The following is a 21,240-nucleotide window of genomic DNA, read 5'->3' as shown; positions in this document are numbered from 1 at the left end:
TCACTGACCCTTCCCGCGCCGCTTCGCGAGGGCGCTCCGGTAGACGTCACGGTGCCGGCGCCCGACTTCGTCCCAGTCGCGGCCCTCGAGGCGCGGGCGTGCGCCGGCAGGGATCCGCTCCGCGGCGGCCGCGGCAGCGGTGAGGATCGCGTCGGTGAGGTCGCCGTCGTACTGCATGACCCACTCGGCTCCGGCTTCCTCCGCGAGGGCGGTGTTGGAGGGGGTGCGCGGCACGAGGATCGGCCGATCGAGCGACAGGGCGACCAGCGCCGCACCCGAGTTGTGCATCTCGGCGTAGGGCAGCACGACGAGCGTCGCGGCCCCGATCTCGCGGACGAGCTGCGCGTCCTCGACGAAGCTGAGGTTGGTCGAGACGGAGTCGTTCGCTGCGGCGAGGGCGAGGATCCGCTCGCCAAGGTCGGCGGACGGCGATCCCACAACCCGCAGGCGCTGCCCCGGACGCTCGCGCTCGCCGAACACCTCGATGAGCTTCTCGACGTTCTTGTAGGGACGGATGATGCCGAAATAGAGGACGAGTCCGGGCTCCCGTTCGGCCCCGGCGTAGTGCGCGAAGCGGTCGCGGTAGTGGCCGTGCAGGATCGTGACGCCCGACATCCACGGCTCGAGCTCGGTCGTCGGGTTCAGGCGGATGAAGACATCCGTCCGCCGGTCGACGGTCGCGAGCAGCTTCTGCTCGGCCCGCGAGCCCTCCTCGTGCGGATGCAGGTTGTGCACCGTGCGGACGATGGGCACGCGGCGCAGCCGCGCGAGGGCGAGCGTCGCCCGCATCGCCTGGCGCTTGCCGAGGCGCACGCGCGCGGTGCGGCCGCGCAGCAGGAACTCCGGCCAGTGCAGGTGCAGCACGTCGTAGTCGCCTTTGAGCGCACGCTTCCACGAGAAGTACGCGACGTCGACATCCGCCGGCGCGCCCTCGGTCATCTGGTCGACGAACTTCGTGGTGCCGTCCGGCGGGGCGAGGGAGTGCAGCACGCGCACGTGTTCGCGGGTGGTCGTCGTGGTGGTCATCCGAGGCATCCTTCCGCCATCGCGGTCACGTCGGCGGCGTCGATCTCCGACGTCGTGGCAAGGGGGCCGGCAGCGGTCGCCTGCGACACCTGATGTCCGGACTGCTCGAGAGCGGACACGAGGGTCTCGGCGTCCTGCATCCGCAGGTCCTCGGCGCCCGGTCCTGGCACCACCACCCGATAGCTCGTGGTGGTGGGTGCCGCGGAGATGTTGGCGAGGACCGTCTGGTCGGCATCGGGGACCCCGCCCCACGCCGAGACGAGCTGCTCGCCGACGACGGGCACGGCGGTGGCCGTCGTCGCGAGATCGGTCACCGTCGCCGCGCCGTACCAGCACGCGACCGGCAGCTCGGGGGAGCGGATCATCGAGGCGAGACTCGTCGAGCCGCCCATCTCTGATGCGACGTAGAGCACGGGAAGGGTGCCGAGCTGCTCGCCGAGCCACCCGCGGAGCGCTGCGACGTCCTTGCTCGACGAGGGCGAGCCCCAGCTCGGGCCGTGGAATCCGCCGGTCGAGACCGCCCAGCCCGCCGCAAGAAGATCCTGCGCGGTCGCCGTCTTCAGAAGGGACGCGGGATCGTCCGCAGCCCCGGGGAAGAGCACGGCGACACCGACCGGAGCCGTTGCGGGCTTGGCGAGCCACACCGCCTGCCCGTCGAGCTCGGCCGTCGTCACCGCTTCGGGGGCCGGCGGAGCCGACGGGATCGGCTCGGACTCGGCCGGCGTCAGAGCGGCGGCCGGCACGTCGGCCAGCTGCACGACGGCCAGGAGGGCCAGCGTCCCGGCCACGAGGGCGAGGATCGCGATCGCGGCGATCGCGAGGACCCATCCACGACGGGTGAGCCCGGTGGTGGCGCGGGGGTCTGCTGGTGCTGCGATCAGGGGGCCGTCTTCGCGCTCCGCTGAGCCTGGTGTGGTTCTCGGCATCGCAGTCACGGTATCCGCGCTTCGTGACGAGACTGTTTCCCGGGTGTGAACGGTGCACCGCCGATCGGTCACACGCCGTCATCCGGCGCAAGGCGACCGGCGGATTACCGAAACGGCTATGAATCCGTAACAGAGGGGTAACCCAACGAGCGGATTCGTTGTCCATCATGGGACTTGCTTGATCCGATGCTGGGGGGCAGCGGGAGTTCTGTTCCGCGACGTCGCTTGGCGTCTGCCATCCCCACGCGGCCTGTTCCAGCCGAGTGAGATCAGAGGTGCAGACGAATATGGCGATTCTTGTTTCGACGACTGACGAGGACGTACGCGACGAGCCCCGGCAGGCGAGGGCGGTCGCGATCCCGCAGGCGGCGAGCTCGGCGGCCGGGTGGTCCCGGTCCTACGCCCGCGCCCTGGTGGTGAGCGACTTCGCCGTGATCGCCTTGGCGCTCGCCGTCGCGACGATCGTGGGCTCGCAGCCCTACACGCTTCCGCTCCTGCACGGCGGCGCGGCGGTGTCGGTCTGGAGCGTCGTCGGTCTCATCGGCGTCATCCTGCTCGCCGCGCTGTCGATGAGCGGCAGCCGAAACGCGCGGGTCGTCGGGGTCGGGACCGAGGAGTACCGGGCGATCCTGTACTCCTGTTTTTTCTCGTTCGCCTCGGTCGCGCTCGTGGCGTATCTCGCGAGCCTCGCCGGCCTGCACTTCATCCTGCTCGTCGGCCTCGGGTCGACGGCCGCGGGGCTGCTGCTGACGCGCTGGGCGTCGCGCCGGTGGCTCGTCGCGCAGCGGCGTGAGGGACGGATGTCGGATCGCGTCCTGGTCGTCGGGTCCGAGGCATCCGTCGCCCAGACCGCCCGAGATCTGCAGCGCACGCCCGCCGCAGGACTGCGCGTCGTCGGAGCCTGCACGCCCAGCGGCCGCATCGCCGACTACATCCCGGGGACGGAGATCCCCGTGTCGGGATCGGTGTCGAACGTCATCGAGGCGCTCGGTCGCGTCCAGGCCGACACCGTCCTCATCTCCAGCGCCAACGAGCTCAGCGCCCGTACGGTGCGCGAGCTCAGCTGGGCCCTGGAGCCCGGGCGCCAGCACCTGATCGTCGCGCCGAGCCTCACCGACATCGGCGGTCCCCGGCTGCACACGCGGCCGGTCGCGGGGCTCCCGCTCGTGCACGTCGAGACGCCTCGCTACGGCGGCGGCAAGCTCTACGGCAAGCGAGCCTTCGACGTGGTCGCCTCCGGCCTGCTCATCCTGCTGCTCGCGCCGATCCTCGCCGCGATCGCCCTGGCCGTGAAGCTCACGAGCCCCGGCGGGGCGTTCTTCCGGCAGCAGCGGATCGGACTCGGCGGCGAGACGTTCGACATGCTGAAGTTCCGGTCGATGTACACCGATGCCGAGGAGCGGCTCCGCGAACTCGCCTTCGAGGCTCGGGACCGAGGCAACGACGTCATGTTCAAGATGAAGGACGACCCCCGGGTGACCCGTGCGGGCAAGTTCCTGCGTCGCTTCAGCCTCGACGAGCTGCCGCAGCTGTTCAACGTGTTCCTCGGCGAGATGTCGCTCGTGGGCCCCCGCCCGCCGCTCGAGCGCGAGGTGCAGCAGTACTCCCAGTCGGTGCACCGCCGGTTCCTGGTCAAGCCCGGCATCACGGGCCTCTGGCAGGTGAGCGGCCGCAGCGACCTCGACTGGGAGGAGACGGTCCGCCTGGACCTCTTCTACGTCGAGAACTGGACGATGACGGGCGACCTCGTGATCCTGCTCAAGACCGTCCGGGCCGTCATCAAGAGCGAAGGCGCTTACTGACCGACCCCGCGTCGGTCGCCGGCGGCTCCTGCAGAGCCGCCGGTTCGGCGCGCTCGGCGGCGCGCATCTCGCGCCGCATGCTGGTGACCTCGTTCTCCTCGTCGGCCCGCCGCACGACGCGCCCGAAGACGAAGAGGATCGCCACGGCCATGAGGGCCCACACCGCGACGATCGCGATGATCACGAGGACGGTCATGGTGGTCGACACTCCAGCGGGTCGAGGGACGAGCTCGGGGGCGAGTGGCCGGATGGCCCGGAGCCGCTTCGCGTCGCAACGCTAGCAGACCCCCGCCGGGAATCCCGGCGGGGGCCTGCGGTGAAGGGTGGGTGTCAGGCGGTGGGTTCGAGCGTGGGCTCGAGCGTCGGTGCGAGTTCCACGATCCACGAGGCGAGCTCGGGTCCGAGGTCCTCACGGTCGAGGGCGAGCTGGATGCTGGACTTGAGGTAGTCGAGCCGGTCGCCGGTGTCGTACCGGCGCCCGGTGAAGACCACCCCGAGGACGGGTCCCGCGATCTCGTCGTCCGCCGCGAGCGCCTGGAGCGCGTCGGTCAGCTGGATCTCGCCGCCCTTGCCGGGGGCCGTCGTCTCGAGCACGTCGAAGATCTCCGGCTTGAGGACGTAGCGCCCGATGATCGCGAGGTTCGACGGCGCTTCGGCGGCCGACGGCTTCTCGACGAGGCCGGTCACCCGCACGACGTCGCCCTCACCGGTCTTCTCGACGGCGGCGCACCCGTAGAGGTGGATCTGCGAGGGCTCGACCTCCATCAGCGCGATGACGGTGGCCGACTGGGACTGCGACACCTCGATCATGCGGGAGAGGAGCGGATCCCGTGCGTCGATGAGGTCGTCGCCGAGGAGGACCGCGAACGTCTCGTTGCCGACGTGCTTTCGTGAACGCAGGACCGCGTGTCCAAGGCCCTTGGGGTCGCCTTGGCGCACGAAGTGGATGTCGGCGAGGGAGCTCGGGTGCATGACGCGCTCGAGCTTGCTGCGGTCGCCCTTCTGCTCGAGCGTGTGCTCGAGCTCGGTGACGCGGTCGAAGTGGTTGGCGAGCGCGTTCTTGTTGCGCCCGATGATGACGAGGACGTCGTCGATGCCCGCGGCGACGGCCTCTTCGACGACGTACTGGATCGCCGGCTTGTCGACGACGGGGAGCATCTCCTTCGGCATGGCCTTGGTCGCCGGGAGGAAGCGGGTCCCCAGACCCGCTGCGGGGATGACGGCCTTGATCGCGGTTTCACTCATATGCCGACGCTAGAGGGGCTCCGTGAAGTCGCGGTTACAGCCGCGTGTCGGTCGGTGTCCGGATGACGACGCCCGACCGGCTGCGCGGATGCGGCGGGCGTCCGCCGAGTGACGGATCGACGGCTGAAAATTGCACGTGAAGAGGTATTCGCTTCACCGCAAGCCCCCCTGCGCCGGTCGGAGGAGCTCTAATCTGGGCTCAGCATGCTGAAGCTCATCTCGTACAACCTTCGCAAGCACCGGGCCGCCGGAGAGCTGGCGGCGCTGGTCGAGCGCCACGCTGTGGACGTGCTGTGCCTCCAGGAGTGCGACACGACCGACATCCCGCCCGCGATCGAGGGGTTGCGCCTCGCGGACTCGACGCAGCGCAATCGGCTGGGGCTCGCCGTCTACTACCGCGAGAACACGTACCGCCCGGTCGAGGTCCGCTCGATGGCGCTCAAGAAGTCGCTGCACGACCGCGTGCTCAAGCCGGCCGAGGAGCGCATGCTCGGCGTGCGGCTGCACGACATCGACAACGGTCATGAGTTCATCGTCGCGTCGTTCCACGCGGCTCCGCTCACGGCGCTCAACTCGCTCCGCCGCCACCAGATCCGCACGGCCCTCGGCGAGCTCGCCGAGCTCGGACCGAAGCTGCCGATCATCATGGTCGGCGACTACAACTACCCCGTCTTCAAGGAGAACCTCGGCCAGAAGGTGCGGGAGCAGGGGTACGACCTCACCCTCAGCGATTCCCGCACCTACACGCGGTACCGCTTCTTCCGCGGTCACTACGATTTCGCGACCTCGGTGGGCTTCTCGATCGACAGGGTGAAGACCCTGCCGCAGGGGCTTTCGGACCATCTGCCGATCCTCGTGACGGCTCATCCCGCCGCCGAGGCGCAGGCCGCGGCCGGCGCGGCCTGACGCGCTCCTCGGCCGGCCTGTCAAGGCTCGGAACGATTTCGGTCGAGTGATGTGCATTGCGGCCCGGGGCGTGAGAACATCATCGAGTCGGCTGATCGGATCGGCGGGCTCACCCACCGTCCGAGCTCGAGAGGGCGATACACAGACTTCACGCCGCGGCAGCGTGACGTGCCGCGTCACACGGTGCTCCGGACCGCATGACGCGTGGTGGACAGGTCCCCGGTCGGGCGCTTCCCCAGGCGCATCCCCAAGCCGGCCGGGGGCCCTCCTCCGCAGCTCCGGCCCCCGCGGTGCTCGTCGGTTTGGACGAGGCATCCGGATGCCGTAGGCTTGATCTTTGGTGTCCGGCTCAGCTGACCCGGCATCACGAACGTGAGCCCTCCACTGGCGTCTTCGTCGCTCATCGAGCAGCCGAAGCACCCCGGAGCGGGATTCACGAACTTCTCCGTTCGATCAAGAAAGCAGCACTACTGTGACGCGCACTTACACCCCCAAGGCTGGCGAGGTCCAGCGCGAGTGGCTGGTCATCGACGCGACCGACGTCGTTCTCGGCCGTCTCGCCTCGCACGCCGCCGTCCTCCTTCGCGGCAAGCACAAGCCCACCTTCGCGAACCACGTCGACACCGGTGACTTCGTCATCATCATCAACGCCGACAAGGTGGCCCTCACCGGCCAGAAGCTCGAGCAGAAGAAGGCCTACCGCCACTCGGGCTACCCCGGTGGCCTCAAGTCGGTGACCTACTCCGAGCTCCTCGAGAAGAACCCGGTTCGCGCCGTCGAGAAGGCCGTCCGCGGCATGCTCCCCAAGAACAGCCTGGGCGCCCAGCAGCTGTCGAAGCTGAAGGTCTACCGCGGTGCCGAGCACCCGCACGCCGCTCAGCAGCCCAAGACGTACACCTTCGACCAGGTCGCCCAGTAAGCGCCGCCCAGAATAAGGACACACTCGTGGCGAAGATCCAGGATTCCATCGAAACCCCCGAAAGCTACTCGACCGAGACGCCGGTCGACCAGGAGGTCGTGGCCGCCGAGCGCCCCGTGCTCTCGGTTCCCGGCGCGGCCGTGGGCCGTCGCAAGCAGGCGATCGCGCGCGTGCGCCTCGTCCCCGGCTCGGGCACCATCACCATCAACGGCCGCACGTTCGAGGACTACTTCCCGAACAAGCTGCACCAGCAGCTCGTGACCGACCCCTTCACGGTGCTCAACCTGACCGGCGCGTACGACGTCATCGCGCGCATCTCGGGCGGTGGCCCCTCGGGCCAGGCCGGCGCGCTGCGCCTCGGCATCGCTCGTGCGCTCAACGAGATCGACGTCGAGAACAACCGCCCGACGCTCAAGAAGGCCGGGTTCCTCTCGCGTGACGCTCGCGTCAAGGAGCGCAAGAAGGCCGGTCTCAAGAAGGCCCGCAAGGCGCCTCAGTACTCGAAGCGCTAAAGCGAGTCGCATCCGATGCCGCTGTTCGGCACGGACGGGGTGCGGGGGCTCGCCAACGGCCCCCTCACCGCCGACCTCGCTCTCACCCTGGCCCAGGCGACCGCCGTCGTCCTGGGCCAGGGCCGTACGGCCGAGGCGCGTCGCGCCGCGGGCAAGCGCCTCACGGCCGTCGTCGCCCGCGACCCGCGCATCTCGGGCGAATTCCTCGCCGCCGCCGTCGCCGCGGGTCTCGCCTCGTCCGGCGTGGACGTGCTCGAAGCGGGCGTGCTGCCGACCCCGGCCACCGCTTACCTCATCGCCGACACCGACGCCGACTTCGGCGTGGTCGTCTCGGCGTCGCACAACCCCGCACCCGACAACGGCATCAAGATCTTCGCGCGCGGCGGGGTGAAGCTGCCCGACATCGTGGAGCAGCGCATCGAGTCCGCGATGGCCGCTCCGAAGCTCCAGCCGACCGGGGCGGAAGTGGGCCGCATCCGCCGGTTCGCCGACGCCGAGGACCGCTACGTCGTGCACCTGCTGGCATCCCTGCCGAACCGGCTCGACGGCATCCACGTCGTGCTCGATTGCGCGCACGGTGCCGCGGCCGGCGTCTCGCCCGAGACGTTCCGCGACGCGGGCGCACAGGTCACCGTCATCGGAGCCGACCCCGACGGCCTCAACATCAACGACGGCGTGGGCTCCACACACCTCGACCAGCTGGCACGCAAGGTCGTCGAGGTCGGAGCCGACCTCGGAATCGCGCACGACGGCGATGCGGACCGCTGCCTCGCCGTGGACGCGGCCGGGAAGGTCGTCGACGGCGACCAGATCATGGCCATCCTCGCCGTCTCGATGAAGGAGCGCGGCCACCTCGTTCACGACACGCTCGTCGCGACAGTCATGAGCAACCTGGGCCTCCATCGCGCGATGGCCGATCACGGCATCCGTGTGGAGCAGACGGCCGTGGGCGACCGGTACGTGCTCGAGCGCATGAACGAGGGCGGCTTCGCCCTCGGCGGCGAGCAGTCCGGTCACGTCATCATGAGCGAGTACGCCACGACCGGCGACGGCCTGCTGACGGGGCTGCACCTGGTGGCCGAGATGGCGCGGCAGGGGAAGACCCTCGCCGAGCTCGCGTCGATCATGACGGTCTACCCGCAGGTGCTCGTCAATGTCCGCGGCGTCGACCGCTCCCGCGCGAACAGCGACGAGGTCGTCCTCGCCGCCGTCGACGAGGTGGCGGCAGAGCTCGGCGACAGCGGTCGCGTCCTCCTGCGCGCGAGCGGCACGGAGCCGCTCGTGCGGGTCATGGTCGAGGCGGCCGACGAGGCGGCGGCCCAGACCGCGGCCGGACGCCTCGCCGACGTCGTCCGCGACCGGCTGGCCCTCGAGCCCGCGACCTGACCACCTCTACTGCGGCACCTCGACGATCAGCGCGTCGACGATCAGGTTGTGGCCCGTGGACGCAGCGGCCCGACTGCCCGAGACCGTCACCGTGATGGTGTGCTCGCCGAGGGGCAGCGTTTCGCTCGCGAAAACGGTGCTCTGATACTCCGTGTCCGCGGCGTAGCCGTCGATACGTCCCACCGGGACTCCGTCGATCGAGACGTCGCTGATGCCGGAACTCGGCGTGCGACGCGCCACGACACTGACACGCGTCCCGGTGAATGTCAGCGAGAACGACGACCCCTTGGAGGCGCTGAACGAGACCGACCCGCCCGAGTCGCGGGTGGAGCGGGTCGCACGCCATGACCCCGCGAATGCGAGCTTCGACGAGGTCTCGTCGATCGTCCACCTGGCCGTCGAAGGAGACCCGGACGACGGGGGCTGTGGTGCTGCGGGCTCGGGAGCCGGCGCCGGCTGAGGCGCCTCGGGCGTGGGCTGGGTGGGCGCGGGCGCGTCGGTGAAGAGGTGGTTGTCGAGCACCTCGGCCCACGTGATCGTCGCGATGCGCGCCTGTCCTGAGAGCGACGGGTGGAAGTAGTCCACCGGTGAGAGATCCGCGAGCGCGGGGTGATTTCCGTACACGGCGCCTCCGTCGTAGGTGCACGTCGCATAGGAGGCGCACACCGTCGCGAGTGCCGCGTTCATCTCGCGGATGCGCGTCTCCACGGCCGACCGTCGCTGCACGGCCGACTCAGCCTGCGAGAGGGGATCGGCCAGCATGATGGGGCAGGTGCCGAGCGTTCCCCACGCGCTGACCGCGGACCGCGATGACTTGCCGGCATCGAGCACCGCCTGAAGGCTCGGCACCGACAGAAGCAGCACCTCCGCGCTCGGGACACCGGTCGCGAGCGTCTTCAGAGCCGACGCGACATCGGTGCGGAACTCGTCGACGGCCGGGAGTGATGCGACACTCGTCGCTTTGCAGACGTTGTTCGCCCCGGACAGGATCGTCACATACTCCGCACGGTATCCGACGGCGAGAGCCGCCTGCCGCGTGAGATCCGACGATGTCGTCCCCGCGACCGCGACGTTGTACGCCGTCACAGGACTGCCCCCGAGTGCGGTGAGGCGCGCGCGATGCGACTCGACTGACGGGGTCGTGCCGGTGGACCAGCTGTTGATGCCCGTCCCTGCCGTGGGACCGTCAGCGAGCGGTGCCCGAGTGATCGAATCGCCCAGCGCGGCCATGATGCGGGGTGGTGCAGGGACTGCCGTGGCGGCAGTCGGTGCAGTCAGGAGGCCTGCGACGACGAGGGCGGCAGCGCCCAGCACCCCGATTCGGGGCGCGCGAGACGAGGTGTATGACGAGAGAGACATGCGACTCCTTGACGACGAGATCCGGTGGGGAATTCGACACCGTTGTCGCATCTGCGCGTGAGCCTCCGCAGCTGAGTTGAGAGTGGCAGGGCGCCGCACTTCGTCGCAAGCCGAAAGCCGACTGGTGATTCGGAGTTAACTTGAACGTGACAAACCGTCCCCCGAACGGCGGACAGCGCTTCCCCGACCTGTCCGCCGTTCGGCGGACAGATGTATCACGCTAGAGGAATGGATGCCGCGGCACGACGCGCGAGCGCCTCACTGCGCAGGGTGAAGACGGCGTAGACGAGCAGCGCCCCGGCGACGAGCACGACGAATCCGAGGGTCATCGGCCGGTCCCAGAGGAGGTCGTCGCGACGCGCGACGAGCGAGACGGCGATCGCGACGAGGCTGAGCAGCTGCGCCTGGAACAGCGTGCGGAAGGCGCTCCAGCGCGCATCCCAGAGGAGCCCCGCGTTCACGACGCCCGTGAGACTCAGCACGGCGCCCGTCACCTGCGCCGTGAGCGGGGTCAGGGGCCATGCCCAGAAAGTCATGGCGAATTCGGGGGCGAGGAAGACCAGCGCCCCGAAGGCGAGCGCCGCGGCGCCGATCGCGGCCAGTCCGAATCGCCAGCGACGGGGGATGACGACATCCCCGGCATCCGGCACCCGAGGGTCTCGTGGCCGCTGGACGACCGCGAGAACCGCGACGACGAACGGGGTCGTGAGGTAGAGGGCCATCCACACTGCGAACGAGAGGTTCTGCGAGAAGCGGTCGAGATGCAGGAGCGTCGCGACGAGCAGTGCCCCCGCGAAGACCACGACGGCGGGGAACCCGTGCGTGACGTGGTGCCACCGCCGCGCCCGTGCGACGCCGACGAAGAACCAGATCCCGCCGACATATGCCGAGGCGAGCAGGAACGCCGACATCGGCACGGCGATCGCCCACGCGAAGAGCTCGCCGGTGCGCTCCGGGAAGGCGAAGAGGAGGAAGGCCGCGACGACGAGGAACGGCACGATCGCGACCGCCACCCAGCGCGTCGCCGGCAGGACCCGATCGTCGGCCGGCCGCTCAGCCACGGATGTACTCCAGCGCCTCTGCGAGCGACAGCTCCGAACCTTCCGCGACGGCTCGGTCGAGCTCTGCCCCGTGACCGCTGTCGCGCAGCGCTTTGACCGGCACCATGTAGAACTCGAAGGCGCCCGGGTTGAGGAACCCCTTCCGCCGGCGGACGGTCTGGGCGGCCCCGAGCAGGAGTCCGGCGCGTCGCACGTCGCCCGCCGCCGCGGCGAGCGCCACGAGGGACTCGAGCCCGTAGGCCAGGCTCTCGTCATGGCGCAGAGCGAGCGAGATGTCCATGCCGTCGGTGAAGTCGCGGCGCGCTGCCTCGAGGTCGCCCGCGAGGAAGCTCGACCATCCGCGGTGGTTGATCGCGATCACGATCCCGAGACGCTCACCCTGGGCCGACGCGAGGCGCAGGCTCTCGTCGAAGCGCTCGCGGGCCCCCGCGAGGTCGCCCTGCAGCATGTCGATGCGGCCCAGCATGACGAGGGCCATCGCATGGCCCCAGGCGTCCGAAGCCGACCGGAACTCCGCAAGGCTCTGCTCGAGTTCCGACCGCGCCCGCCCGAAGTCGGCGCCGCCCGCCGCCGTCAGCAGCGCCAATGCGAGCGAGACCCGAGCGAGGGCCGTGCCGAACACGTCGCCCGCCTCCGTGAAGAGGTCGCGGCTGCGGGTCATCCCCGGGGCCGTGTCGAACGCGGGGTCCTGCCAGTAGCGGATCGCGTTGGTGTAGTACTCGGCGACGGCCCGGGTCTGCATCGCGAGCGGTCGCTGCTCGCGCTCCGCGATCGCCAGCAGCTCGGTCGTCCACCCCAGCACGACGCCGAGGTAGCCGCCGATCCACAGGTACAGGTAGAGCGACCACAGGTAGGCACCGGCCTCGTCGAGCTCGCGGCGGTCGAGCATGGCTCGTGCGACACCGGCGAGGTTCTCGGTCTCGACGTCGAGGAGGTCGAGCCACTCGGCCTGATCGTGCCCTCGGATGGCGGCCGCGGCATCCGTCGCCAGAGCGCGATAACGATCGATCCAGGCGCGGGCGACCGTCTCGGCGTGTTCCGGCGTCATCGTCTCGTGCGCGTACGCGCGCACGAGCGACAGCAGCCGGAAGACCGTCGTGCCCCGCCGGTCGGACGAGGCGACGAGGCTCGCATCGACGAGCGCCTCGAGTGCCGAGAGCGGATCGGCCGCGCCGACGGTCTCGAGCACGGCTTCGGCGGAGGCGAGCGAGAAGCTGCCCGTGAACGCCGAGAGCGTCTGCAGAGCGGCTCGGGCGTCCTCGTCGAGCAGCTGGAAGCTCCACTCCATCGTGCTGCGCAGCGCACGCTGTCGCGGCGGCAGGTCGCGCGCCCCGCCGACGAGAAGCGTGAGCGCCGAGTCGAGCCTCTCGAGGATCTCCTCCACCGAGAGCGACCGCACGCGCGCCGCCGCCAGCTCGATCGCGAGCGGCACGCCGTCCACGGCGCGGCAGATCGCGGCGACCGCGGCGGAGTTCTCGGGCGTCACCCGGAATCCCGGACGCACCGCCGCCGCGCGCTCCTCGAAGAGCCGGACGGCGGATGCCTCGGCTCCCGCCCCGGCCGCTCCTTCGGCCGGCACGGTGAGCGGTCCGACTTCGTACACGCGCTCGGCCCGGAGCCGCAGCGGCGAGCGGCTCGTCACGAGCAGCTGCAGGCGTGGCGCCTCCGTGATGAGCCGCACGAGCAGGTCGGCGGCGGCGAGGACGTGCTCCATGTTGTCGACGACCAGCAGCACGTCCCGGTCGCCGATGGCCGTCACGACGCGATCCTCGAGCGAGCCCTCGCCCCCGGCATCCCGCACCCCCAGCGCTCGGGCGATCGCGATGATGACGCGCTCGGGAGAGGTGACCGCCTCGAGGAGCGCGAAGGCCACGTCCCGCCCGCTCTCGGCGACGGTGTCGGCGATCTCGATCGCGAGGCGGGACTTGCCGATGCCGCCGGGCCCGACGAGCGTGACCAGCCGCACTCCGGGCTGGGTCAGCAGCGCCAGGACGTCGCGCTGCTCGGCCTCGCGTCCGACGATGGCCGAATAGGGGGCCGGGATGTCGGGTGCGTCGGCCGCCTCGGCGGCGACGGATGCCGCGGCCCGCGTCGCATCGAAGCGCTCGGCGAGGAGCGTCGCCAGGTCGCCGCGCACGAGCTCCGCGAGCTCCTCCGGCGTCGAGAAGGACTTGTACGAGCTGCGGTCGTCCTCGCGGATGCGGTCGAGCAGCTCCTCGAGCCGCTCCTCGCGGGCCGGGGCCGGCTCCTTCACGTACATCAGGTGGGGGAGGTCCCCGGAGAGGGCGTACTCGTCCTCGAGGCCCGACACCGTCTCTTCCGGCGCGATCCAGCCGTAGCGCTCGCCGTAGATGCCGACGAAGACGTCGCTCTGCGCGAGGTACGAGCGGTAGAGCTCCCGCGGCGGGTGCGGCCGCGCGCCGAGCTCGAACATGACCGGCGCGAGCTGCAGCGACTCGATCGCGGTGCGCACCGCGCGGCGCTCCGGCTCGAGTTCCTTCAACGTGGAGCTCACGAAGACGCGGAGGCGCTGATCGGGAGTGCGGATCGCGGGCCGTGCGGCCATGAGGGAATCATGGGGCACGGTCCCCGGCCGCGTCCACAGGCACGCTGTGCCGGAGGCCGGTCAGCCCCAGGACATCGACTCGATGTACCGCAGCAGAACGCCCTCGCGAAGGGCCCACGGGCTCACCTCGAGCTCGTCGACTTTCAGCATCGTCATGGCGGTGTGGAGCACGACCGCCCCTGCGACGATCTGGAACGTGCGATCGGGAGTGATGCCGGGGAGCTCCTGCCGTGCCGCGGCGGGGATGCGCGCGAGCCGCGGGATCCACGAGCCGAGAGCGGCGCGGGGGAGCAGCATCCCCTCGATTCCGGACGATCCCGGAACCGGGTAGCCCGCGAGCTTCGCGAGGGAGCGGATGGCCTTCGACGACCCCACGACGTGATCGGGCCGCGGCTCGGCCATGAACCGGTCGACGACGGGCGCGAGGGTCGTGCGAGCGTGCGCGCGGAGCACCTCGACGGCCTCCTCGCCGGGGGGATCGTCGGGGAGGAACTGCACCGTCATGCGCCCCGCACCGAGCGGGACGGATGCCGCGGCATCGGGCAGCTCGTCGGCACCCGACGCGAGCTCGAGCGAGCCGCCGCCGATGTCGAAGAGCAGGATCTGCCCGGCCGCCCACCCGAACCAGCGCCGGACGGCGAGGAAGGTGAAGCGGGCCTCGGACTCGCCGCCGAGCACCTGCAGTTCCTGGCCAAGCGCCTCCTCGATGAGGGCGATCACCTCCGGGCCGTTCGTGGCCTCGCGGACGGCCGAGGTCGCCGTCGCGAGCAGCTCGTCGACCTTCTCGGCGAGCGCGACCTTCTTCGCCTCGGCGACGGCGCCGACGAGCGCGTTCACCCCCTCATCGGTGATCGAGCCGTCCGGACCGAGGTAGCGCATGAGGCGCAGCACGGTCCGCTGGCTCGTCGTGGCGAGCGGGCGGCCGCCGGGCCGCGCGTCCGCGACCAGAAGATGGACGGTGTTCGAGCCGATGTCGAGGACTCCCAGGCGCACGCGTCGAGGTTATCGGTCGGGGCCAACCGCTCACCGGCACATGACGAGCCGGCCCCGAACGGGGCGGATACGATGGGCGCGATGTCCGCCGAAGCTGCGATCCCCGGAGAAGACTCCGCCGACTCCTTCCTCGAGAGCGTGGACGGGTTCGACGGGGACAGCGACTTGAGCCCCGCGCTGTACCGCGAGATCGGCCGGGAGGAGTGGTCCCGCCTCGCGGGCGGCCTGGCGCAGCCGCTGTCCGAGACCGAGGTCGTCCAGCTGCGTGGTCTCGGCGACCGCCTCGACCTCGCCGAGGTGCGAGAGGTCTACCTTCCGCTCAGCCGGCTGCTGAGCCTCTACGCGACGGCGACGAAGCGGCTGGGCGCCGACACCTCCGGCTTCCTCCAGGAGCCCGACACGACGACGCCGTTCGTCATCGGCGTCGCCGGCTCGGTCGCCGTCGGCAAGTCGACGATCGCTCGCCTCCTGCGAGAGCTCGTGAGCCGCTGGCCCGGAACCCCGCGCGTCGAGCTCGTCACGACCGACGGCTTCCTGTACCCGAACGCCGAGCTCGAGCGCCGGGGCCTCATGGGCCGCAAGGGCTTCCCCGAGTCGTACGACCGGCGGGCGCTCGTGAAGTTCCTCACGGATGTCAAAAGCGGTGCAGCCGAGGCGCAGGCGCCCTTCTACTCGCACCTCCGGTACGACATCGTGCCCGACGCCCATGTCACGGTGCGCCGCCCCGACGTGGTCATCGTCGAGGGGCTCAACGTCCTGCAGCCCCCGCCCCAGCCGAACGACGTCGCGGTGAGCGACCTGTTCGACTTCTCGATCTACGTGGATGCCGCGACCGACCACATCACGCAGTGGTACGTCGACCGGTTCCTGGCCCTGCGACGCGCGGCGTTCTCCAACCCGACGTCGTACTTCAAGGTGTTCGCCGAGCTGACCGACGAGCAGGCGGTCGAGATGGCGCTGGGCTTCTGGAACGACATCAACCTCCCGAACCTCGAGGAGAACGTCAAGCCGACGCGGCACCGCGCGACGCTCGTGCTGCACAAGGCCGCGAACCACGCGGTCGAGCGCGTCCTCCTCCGCAAGCTCTAGCGCGGGCGCGGGCGGCCGGCCTCGCAGCGGCTGTTTGTTCAGGGAACTCACGAACCCCCCTGATTACCATGGGAGGCATGTGTGGAATCGTGGGTTACGTCGGCCCGAGGGACAGCCAGGCCATCCTCCTCTCCGGCCTCGCGCGCCTCGAATACCGCGGATACGACTCCGCGGGCATCGCCGTGATCGACGGCGCGGGCGGCCTCGGCATGCGCAAGAAGGCCGGCAAGCTCAGCATCCTCCGCGATGACCTCGCCGAGCACCCGCTGCCCGACGGCACGACCGGCATCGGCCACACCCGCTGGGCGACCCACGGCGGACCGACCGACGCGAACGCCCACCCGCACCTCGCCGACGACGACGATCTCGCGCTCATCCACAACGGCATCATCGAGAACTTCGCCGACCTCAAGGCGGGCCTCCTCGCCGACGGCTTCACGTTCCGGAGCGAGACCGACACCGAGGTCGCCGCGGTGCTGCTCGGCCGCGAGTACCGCAACAACGGAGGAGATCTCGTCGAGGCCTTCCGCTCCACCGTCTCGCAGCTCGAGGGCGCCTTCACGCTTCTCGCCATGCACGAGGACCACCCCGGCCTCGTCGTCGGAGCACGTCGCAACTCGCCCCTCGTGATCGGCCTCGGCGACGGCGAGAACTTCCTCGCCTCGGACGTCGCCGCCTTCGTCGAGCACACCCGGCACGCGCTCGCGATCGGCCAGGACGAGATCGTCGCCATCACGCCCGCCGGCGTCGAGGTCACCGACTTCGCGGGCGGATCCGTCGAGGTCGAGCCCTTCGAGGTGCTGTGGGATGCCGCGGCCGCCGACAAGGGCGGCTGGTCGTCGTTCATGGCCAAGGAGGTCTCGGAAGAGCCCGAGGCGGTCGCGAACACGGTGCGCGGCCGCATCCGCGACGGAGTCGTCTCGATCCCCGAGCTCGACGGCCTCGACGACCTCTTCGCCGGCATCAACCGGATCATCGTCATCGCGTGCGGCACGGCCGCGTATGCGGGCATGGTCGGCAAGTACGCGCTCGAGCAGTGGGCACGCGTGCCCGTCGACGTCGAGCTCGCCCACGAGTTCCGCTACCGCGACCCGGTGATCGGCCCTGAGACCCTCGTCGTCTCGATCAGCCAGTCGGGCGAGACGATGGACACCCTCATGGCCGTCAAGTACGCCCGTGAGGCGGGCGCCAAGACCGTGTCGATCTGCAACACGCAGGGCGCGACCATCCCGCGCGAGTCGGACGCGATCGTCTACACGCACGCCGGTCCGGAGGTCGCCGTCGCCTCGACGAAGGCGTTCGTCGCCCAGATCACGGCCCTGTACCTCCTCGCGCTGCACATCGGCGGCGTCCGCGGCGCGCTCAGCCCCACCGAGATCGCGCACCACGTGCTCGAGCTCGAGGCCGTGCCGGAGAAGATCCAGCGCATCCTCGACCGCTCGCAGAAGCACATCGAGGAGTTCGCGGGCTGGATGGCCGACACGCGCTCCGTGCTGTTCCTCGGGCGCCACGTGGGCTACCCGATCGCGCTCGAGGGCGCGCTCAAGCTCAAGGAGATCTCGTACATCCACGCCGAGGGCTTCGCGGCCGGTGAGCTCAAGCACGGCCCCATCGCGCTGATCGAGCCGGGCCAGCCTGTCTTCGTCATCGTGCCGTCGCCGCGCGAGTCGCCCGTGCTCCACTCGAAGGTCGTCTCGAACATCCAGGAGATCCGCGCCCGCGGCGCCCGCGTCATCGCGGTGGCCGAAGAGGGCGACGCGGCGGTCCTGCCGTTCGCCGACGAGGTGCTGCACATCCCGCTCGCGGACCCGCTCATGGAGCCGCTCCTCGCCGTCGTGCCGCTGCACATCTTCGCCATGGGCCTCGCCACGGCGAAGGGCCTCGACGTCGACCAGCCCCGCAACCTCGCGAAGTCGGTCACGGTCGAGTAGCCCTCGACTCATCGGTCCGTGAGCTCGTCGAAGGGCCGACGCGTCTCGTCTGCGGCGCTTCGCGCCTTCGCTCAACGACCGAAGGGTCGACCTCCGGTCGTTGAGCGAGCGAAGCGAGACGAAACGCGCCGGGCCTTCGGGGGCCGCGCGATAGGGTGACGGATGCCGCGTCCACGGCGAAGACGGGAGGTCGGATGATCGTCGGAATCGGCGTCGACCTCGTCGACATCCCGCGTTTCGAGCGCACCCTCGAGCGCACGCCGCGGCTCGTCGAGCGGCTCTTCTCGCCGTCCGAGCGCGAGCGCCCCCTCCGGTCGCTCGCCGCCCGCTACGCGGCCAAAGAGGCGCTCATCAAGGCCCTCGGCGGCTCGGACGGCGTGCACTGGACTGAGATCGAGGTCGCCTCCGAGGCATCCGGTCGTCCCGTCTTCGTGCTGACCGGATCGACCGCCGCCGCCGTCGAAGACCGGGGGATCACGATGATGCACCTCTCGATGTCGCACGACGCGAACCTGGCGACGGCCTACGTCATCGCCGAGGCGGCGCCCGGATCGGACCCGACGTGAGCCGCCTGCCCGACGGCGTCCTGAGAGAGGCCACGATCGACGTCGGCGCGATCAGCGCGAACGTGCGCCACCTCCGCCGCCTGACCGGGTCCGAGGTGATCGCCGTCGTCAAGGCGGACGGCTACGGTCACGGCGCCGTGCGCAGCGCCGTGGCAGCTCTCGACGGCGGTGCGAGCCGTATCGGCGTCGCCGACGTCGGCGAGGCGCTTGCACTGCGGCGGGCGGGGGTGGATGCCCCGATCCTCGCGTGGCTGCACGCGCCGGGCGCGAACTTCCGCGAGGCGGCCGCCGCGAGCATCGAGCTCGGCATCTCGAGCTTCGACCAGCTGCTGCAGGCGTCGGCCGCGGCATCCGTCGACCGCCCCGTCGCGGTCCACCTGAAAGTCGAGACGGGCCTCGGCCGCAACGGCATCGCGCCCGAGGACTACCGGGTCGTCTTCTCTGAGGCGGCGCGCCTCGAGCGGATCGGCAAGCTCCGCGTGCTCGGCGTCTTCAGCCACCTGTCCAACGCCTCCGCCGACGACGATCGGGCGGCCGTGCGGGTCTTCCACGACGCGCTCGGGGTGGCTGCCGCAGCGGGCCTGGCCCCGCCGCTTCGGCACATCGCGGCGAGCCACGCTGCCATCGCGCTGCCCGAGTCGCGCCTGGGCTGCGTGCGCCTCGGCGTCTCGATCTACGGGCTCTCGCCCTTCGCCGACCGTGACTCGGGCGACCTGGGCCTGCGCCCCGCCATGACGTTGCGAGCGCCGGTCGCTGCGGTGCGCCGCGTGCCGGCCGGGCACGGCGTCTCGTACGGCTACGACTACCGCACCGACCGCGAGACGACCCTCGCCCTCGTGCCCCTGGGGTACGCCGACGGTGTTCCGCGCAGCGCCTCGGGCGCGGGTCCGGTCTCGATCGACGGCTCGCGCTTCCGCGTCGCGGGGCGGATCGCGATGGACCAGTTCGTCGTCGACGTCGGCGACCACCCGGTGCGCGTCGGCGACGAGGTGGTGCTCTTCGGCGATCCGACGCTCGGAGTGCCGTCCGCGGATGGATGGGCGGATGCCGCGTCCACCATCAACTACGAGATCGTGACGCGTATCGGCCCCCGCGTTCCCCGCCGGCAGGTCTCGTCGTGACCGGGAACGCGGCGGGCGACTCCGGCGTTGACGAGGGCATGAGCACGACCACCGATGGACTCCAGGCGCTCGCGGGCCGCCGCGAGATCGACACACCCGCGGCCATGGAGGAGTTCGGCGAGCAGCTGGGGCGGATGCTGCGCCCCGGCGACGTCCTCGTGCTGACGGGCCCGCTCGGCGCGGGCAAGACGACCCTGACCCGAGGGATCGCGGCCGGTCTCGGCGTGCGCGGCCCCGTGCAGAGCCCCACCTTCGTGATCGCGCGCACGCACCCCTCGCTCGTCGGCGGCGCACCGCTCGTGCACGTCGACGCCTACCGCCTCGGCTCGGCCGCCGAGCTCGACGACCTCGACATCGACTTCGACACGTCGGTCGTCGTCGTCGAGTGGGGGCGCGGCCTCGTCGACAAGGTCGCCGACTCGTGGTGGGACATCGAGCTCGAGCGCGAGTGGGGCGGGACCGGGGTCGACACGGCGTGCGGCACGAGCGGCCCGGCGGCGGCGCAGATGGACGCCGATGCTCCGCGCGTCCTGACGCTCACGCGCCACTCGCCCGACACAGCCGGTCGTTGAGCGAGCGGAGCGAGACGAAACGCTCGCACCCGCGTGACAGCGGCGGCTCGATCACCGGAAGTCGAGGTCCGGCTAGCCTGGAGGGCGTGATCCTCGGCATCGACACGTCCCTCGGCACCGCCGTCGCGGTGGTCGAGGCCGACGGTGTCGTGCGGTCGGAGACCGAGAGCGTCGACCCACGCGGACACGCCGAGGTCATCGGCAACCTCATCGAGCGGGCGCTCGCCGAGGCATCCCTCCGCCCCTCCGACGTGACGCACGTCGCGGCGGGGATGGGCCCGGGGCCCTTCACGGGCCTGCGGGTCGGGATCGCCGCCGCGCGGGCGTTCGCGCTCGGTCGCGGCATCCCGGTGATCCCGGTCGTGAGCCACGACGCGGTCGCCCTCGAGCTGCTGCTGCACAGCGCGCTGACCGGCGGCCGCGACAACACCGACGACGACGCGTTCGCGGTCGTGACCGACGCCCGCCGGCGGGAGCTGGCGTACACCCTCTACCGCGGCATCGACGATGACGGCCTCCCCGTCCGCGTCGAGGGTCCGGCGCTGTCGCCCCGCGACGAGCTCGACGCGCTGCTCGCCGACCGTGGCGCCCTCCGCCGGGACGCCGACCGCATCCCGGCCGTCATGCTCGCGCTCGCGGCCGCCCGTGCCGTCGTGGCCGGTCGGCAGATCGGTCCCGCCGACGCGCTCTACCTGCGCTCTCCCGATGTGACGCTGTCGAGCGGGCCGAAGCGCGTGACGGCACCGACGGGCGGTGCGGCATGACCCTTCGCGCGGCGACGCCCGCCGACCTCGGCGCGATCATGGCGCTGGAGCGCGCATCCTTCCCGACCGACGCCTGGTCGGACGCGATGATGCGCCAGGAGCTCTCGTCGCGCCACGGGTTCTACCTCGTCGCCGAAGAGGCCGGCCGTCTCGTCGGCTACGCGGGGCTGCGCGCGCCCGCGGGATCGAAGGATGCCGACGTCCAGACGATCGCGATCGCCGAGTCGGCCCGGGGCCGGGGTCGCGGGCGGGCGATCCTCGAGGCGCTCCTCGCCGAGGCATCCGCTCGCCGCATCGAGGAGGTCTTCCTCGAGGTGCGCGCCGACAACCCCGTGGCGCAGGCGCTCTACGCGTCGGAGGGCTTCGCCGAGGTCGGACGCCGCCCGCGGTACTACCAGCCCGACGATGTGGACGCCGTCGTGATGCGGCTCGACGTGCGCGCGTGGGCCGCCGCCCGCGCTGCGGATCCCGACGATGCGGGGGTGTGCACGTGACC

The 21,240-nt window shown here is 70.9% G+C and carries 20 protein-coding genes; 12 read left to right on the top strand and 8 right to left on the bottom strand.

Annotated elements, in window-relative coordinates:
* A complete protein-coding gene (locus G5T42_RS02790; RefSeq protein WP_165125130.1) occupies nt 1-1,026 on the bottom strand; it encodes a GDP-mannose--glycolipid 4-beta-D-mannosyltransferase in 1,026 nt (341 codons plus the stop codon).
* Nucleotides 1,023-1,952 (bottom strand): hypothetical protein, encoded by a 930-nt coding sequence (locus tag G5T42_RS02785; RefSeq protein WP_165125128.1) that lies wholly within the window; start codon nt 1,950-1,952, stop codon nt 1,023-1,025. Before G5T42_RS02785 ends, G5T42_RS02790 begins: the two co-directional genes overlap by 4 nt.
* Nucleotides 1,953-2,239: 287 nt before the next feature.
* Between G5T42_RS02785 and G5T42_RS02780 the strand changes: the two genes are divergently transcribed.
* Nucleotides 2,240-3,754, top strand: a complete 1,515-nt coding sequence (locus G5T42_RS02780) for a sugar transferase (RefSeq protein WP_165125126.1) — start codon at nt 2,240-2,242, stop codon at nt 3,752-3,754.
* On the opposite strand, the gene G5T42_RS02775 is transcribed toward G5T42_RS02780, so the two are convergent.
* Complete coding sequence (locus G5T42_RS02775) at nt 3,732-3,950, bottom strand: hypothetical protein (protein WP_165125124.1); 219 nt, start codon at nt 3,948-3,950, stop codon at nt 3,732-3,734. The genes G5T42_RS02780 and G5T42_RS02775 overlap by 23 nt on opposite strands.
* 134 nt (nt 3,951-4,084) lie before the next feature.
* Nucleotides 4,085-4,999, bottom strand: a complete 915-nt coding sequence (galU, locus tag G5T42_RS02770; RefSeq protein WP_165125122.1) for a UTP--glucose-1-phosphate uridylyltransferase GalU — start codon at nt 4,997-4,999, stop codon at nt 4,085-4,087.
* Nucleotides 5,000-5,206: 207 nt separating this feature from the next.
* On the opposite strand from galU, the gene G5T42_RS02765 reads away from it, so the two are divergent.
* The 4 genes from G5T42_RS02765 to glmM all read left to right on the top strand — a co-directional run bounded on the left by G5T42_RS02765 (nt 5,207) and on the right by glmM (nt 8,722).
* Nucleotides 5,207-5,905: an endonuclease/exonuclease/phosphatase family protein gene (locus G5T42_RS02765; protein ID WP_206535745.1), complete on the top strand. Its 699-nt coding sequence runs from the start codon at nt 5,207-5,209 to the stop codon at nt 5,903-5,905.
* Between the two features lie 472 nt (nt 5,906-6,377).
* On the top strand, nt 6,378-6,824 hold the full coding sequence (gene rplM / locus G5T42_RS02760) for a 50S ribosomal protein L13 (RefSeq protein WP_165125118.1): 447 nt from the start codon (nt 6,378-6,380) through the stop codon (nt 6,822-6,824).
* A 26-nt stretch (nt 6,825-6,850) separates the two neighbouring features.
* A complete protein-coding gene (gene rpsI, locus G5T42_RS02755; RefSeq protein WP_165125116.1) occupies nt 6,851-7,336 on the top strand; it encodes a 30S ribosomal protein S9 in 486 nt (161 codons plus the stop codon).
* A gap of 15 nt (nt 7,337-7,351) precedes the next feature.
* A complete protein-coding gene (glmM, locus tag G5T42_RS02750; protein WP_165125114.1) occupies nt 7,352-8,722 on the top strand; it encodes a phosphoglucosamine mutase in 1,371 nt (456 codons plus the stop codon).
* A gap of 6 nt (nt 8,723-8,728) precedes the next feature.
* Here glmM and G5T42_RS02745 read toward each other — a convergent pair whose 3' ends face one another.
* From G5T42_RS02745 to G5T42_RS02730, 4 genes are all read right to left on the bottom strand, one after another.
* The gene (locus G5T42_RS02745) at nt 8,729-10,081 is read right to left on the bottom strand and encodes a GDSL-type esterase/lipase family protein (RefSeq protein WP_165125112.1); all 1,353 of its coding nucleotides are present in this window, start codon (nt 10,079-10,081) and stop codon (nt 8,729-8,731) included.
* 215 nt (nt 10,082-10,296) lie between these two features.
* The gene (locus G5T42_RS02740) at nt 10,297-11,142 is read right to left on the bottom strand and encodes a hypothetical protein (protein WP_165125110.1); all 846 of its coding nucleotides are present in this window, start codon (nt 11,140-11,142) and stop codon (nt 10,297-10,299) included.
* Nucleotides 11,135-13,708, bottom strand: coding sequence for a DUF4062 domain-containing protein (locus G5T42_RS02735; RefSeq protein WP_165125108.1), 2,574 nt, complete (start codon nt 13,706-13,708; stop codon nt 11,135-11,137). The genes G5T42_RS02740 and G5T42_RS02735 overlap by 8 nt, the downstream gene beginning before the upstream one ends.
* Before the next feature lie 60 nt (nt 13,709-13,768).
* Nucleotides 13,769-14,701, bottom strand: coding sequence for a Ppx/GppA phosphatase family protein (locus tag G5T42_RS02730; RefSeq protein ID WP_165125105.1), 933 nt, complete (start codon nt 14,699-14,701; stop codon nt 13,769-13,771).
* Between the two features lie 81 nt (nt 14,702-14,782).
* On the opposite strand from G5T42_RS02730, the gene coaA reads away from it, so the two are divergent.
* From coaA to rimI, 7 genes are all read left to right on the top strand, one after another.
* Nucleotides 14,783-15,790: a type I pantothenate kinase gene (gene coaA / locus G5T42_RS02725; protein ID WP_165125102.1), complete on the top strand. Its 1,008-nt coding sequence runs from the start codon at nt 14,783-14,785 to the stop codon at nt 15,788-15,790.
* A 77-nt stretch (nt 15,791-15,867) separates the two neighbouring features.
* Nucleotides 15,868-17,721, top strand: a complete 1,854-nt coding sequence (gene glmS / locus G5T42_RS02720) for a glutamine--fructose-6-phosphate transaminase (isomerizing) (protein WP_165125099.1) — start codon at nt 15,868-15,870, stop codon at nt 17,719-17,721.
* Nucleotides 17,722-17,915: 194 nt separating this feature from the next.
* Nucleotides 17,916-18,287, top strand: a complete 372-nt coding sequence (locus G5T42_RS02715) for a holo-ACP synthase (RefSeq protein WP_165125096.1) — start codon at nt 17,916-17,918, stop codon at nt 18,285-18,287.
* Nucleotides 18,284-19,408, top strand: coding sequence for an alanine racemase (alr, locus tag G5T42_RS02710; protein WP_206535697.1), 1,125 nt, complete (start codon nt 18,284-18,286; stop codon nt 19,406-19,408). The genes G5T42_RS02715 and alr overlap by 4 nt, the downstream gene beginning before the upstream one ends.
* A 38-nt stretch (nt 19,409-19,446) precedes the next feature.
* Nucleotides 19,447-19,980, top strand: coding sequence for a tRNA (adenosine(37)-N6)-threonylcarbamoyltransferase complex ATPase subunit type 1 TsaE (tsaE, locus tag G5T42_RS02705; protein WP_165125093.1), 534 nt, complete (start codon nt 19,447-19,449; stop codon nt 19,978-19,980).
* A gap of 86 nt (nt 19,981-20,066) precedes the next feature.
* On the top strand, nt 20,067-20,744 hold the full coding sequence (tsaB, locus tag G5T42_RS02700; protein ID WP_165125090.1) for a tRNA (adenosine(37)-N6)-threonylcarbamoyltransferase complex dimerization subunit type 1 TsaB: 678 nt from the start codon (nt 20,067-20,069) through the stop codon (nt 20,742-20,744).
* Nucleotides 20,741-21,238, top strand: a complete 498-nt coding sequence (rimI, locus tag G5T42_RS02695) for a ribosomal protein S18-alanine N-acetyltransferase (RefSeq protein ID WP_165125087.1) — start codon at nt 20,741-20,743, stop codon at nt 21,236-21,238. Before tsaB ends, rimI begins: the two co-directional genes overlap by 4 nt.
* Nucleotides 21,239-21,240 lie beyond the last annotated feature (2 nt).

The sequence above is a fragment of the Microbacterium sp. 4R-513 genome, from assembly GCF_011046485.1.
GTDB lineage: Bacteria > Actinomycetota > Actinomycetes > Actinomycetales > Microbacteriaceae > Microbacterium.
The sequence above is the reverse complement of the archived record's forward strand: the minus strand, read 5'-3'. Positions and strand labels throughout refer to the sequence as shown.

Excerpts from the sequence above, each read along its gene's own strand:
- glmM (WP_165125114.1), top strand. The coding sequence starts at position 7,352 with ATGCCGCTGTTCGGCACGGACGGGGTGCGGGGGCTCGCCAACGGCCCC.
- galU (WP_165125122.1), bottom strand. The coding sequence starts at position 4,999 with ATGAGTGAAACCGCGATCAAGGCCGTCATCCCCGCAGCGGGTCTGGGG.
- G5T42_RS02780 (WP_165125126.1), top strand. The coding sequence starts at position 2,240 with ATGGCGATTCTTGTTTCGACGACTGACGAGGACGTACGCGACGAGCCC.
- G5T42_RS02735 (WP_165125108.1), bottom strand. The coding sequence starts at position 13,708 with ATGGCCGCACGGCCCGCGATCCGCACTCCCGATCAGCGCCTCCGCGTC.
- rimI (WP_165125087.1), top strand. The coding sequence starts at position 20,741 with ATGACCCTTCGCGCGGCGACGCCCGCCGACCTCGGCGCGATCATGGCG.
- glmS (WP_165125099.1), top strand. The coding sequence starts at position 15,868 with ATGTGTGGAATCGTGGGTTACGTCGGCCCGAGGGACAGCCAGGCCATC.
- G5T42_RS02715 (WP_165125096.1), top strand. The coding sequence starts at position 17,916 with ATGATCGTCGGAATCGGCGTCGACCTCGTCGACATCCCGCGTTTCGAG.
- G5T42_RS02775 (WP_165125124.1), bottom strand. The coding sequence starts at position 3,950 with ATGACCGTCCTCGTGATCATCGCGATCGTCGCGGTGTGGGCCCTCATG.
- coaA (WP_165125102.1), top strand. The coding sequence starts at position 14,783 with ATGTCCGCCGAAGCTGCGATCCCCGGAGAAGACTCCGCCGACTCCTTC.
- G5T42_RS02745 (WP_165125112.1), bottom strand. The coding sequence starts at position 10,081 with ATGTCTCTCTCGTCATACACCTCGTCTCGCGCGCCCCGAATCGGGGTG.
- G5T42_RS02790 (WP_165125130.1), bottom strand. The coding sequence starts at position 1,026 with ATGACCACCACGACGACCACCCGCGAACACGTGCGCGTGCTGCACTCC.
- tsaE (WP_165125093.1), top strand. The coding sequence starts at position 19,447 with ATGAGCACGACCACCGATGGACTCCAGGCGCTCGCGGGCCGCCGCGAG.
- G5T42_RS02785 (WP_165125128.1), bottom strand. The coding sequence starts at position 1,952 with ATGCCGAGAACCACACCAGGCTCAGCGGAGCGCGAAGACGGCCCCCTG.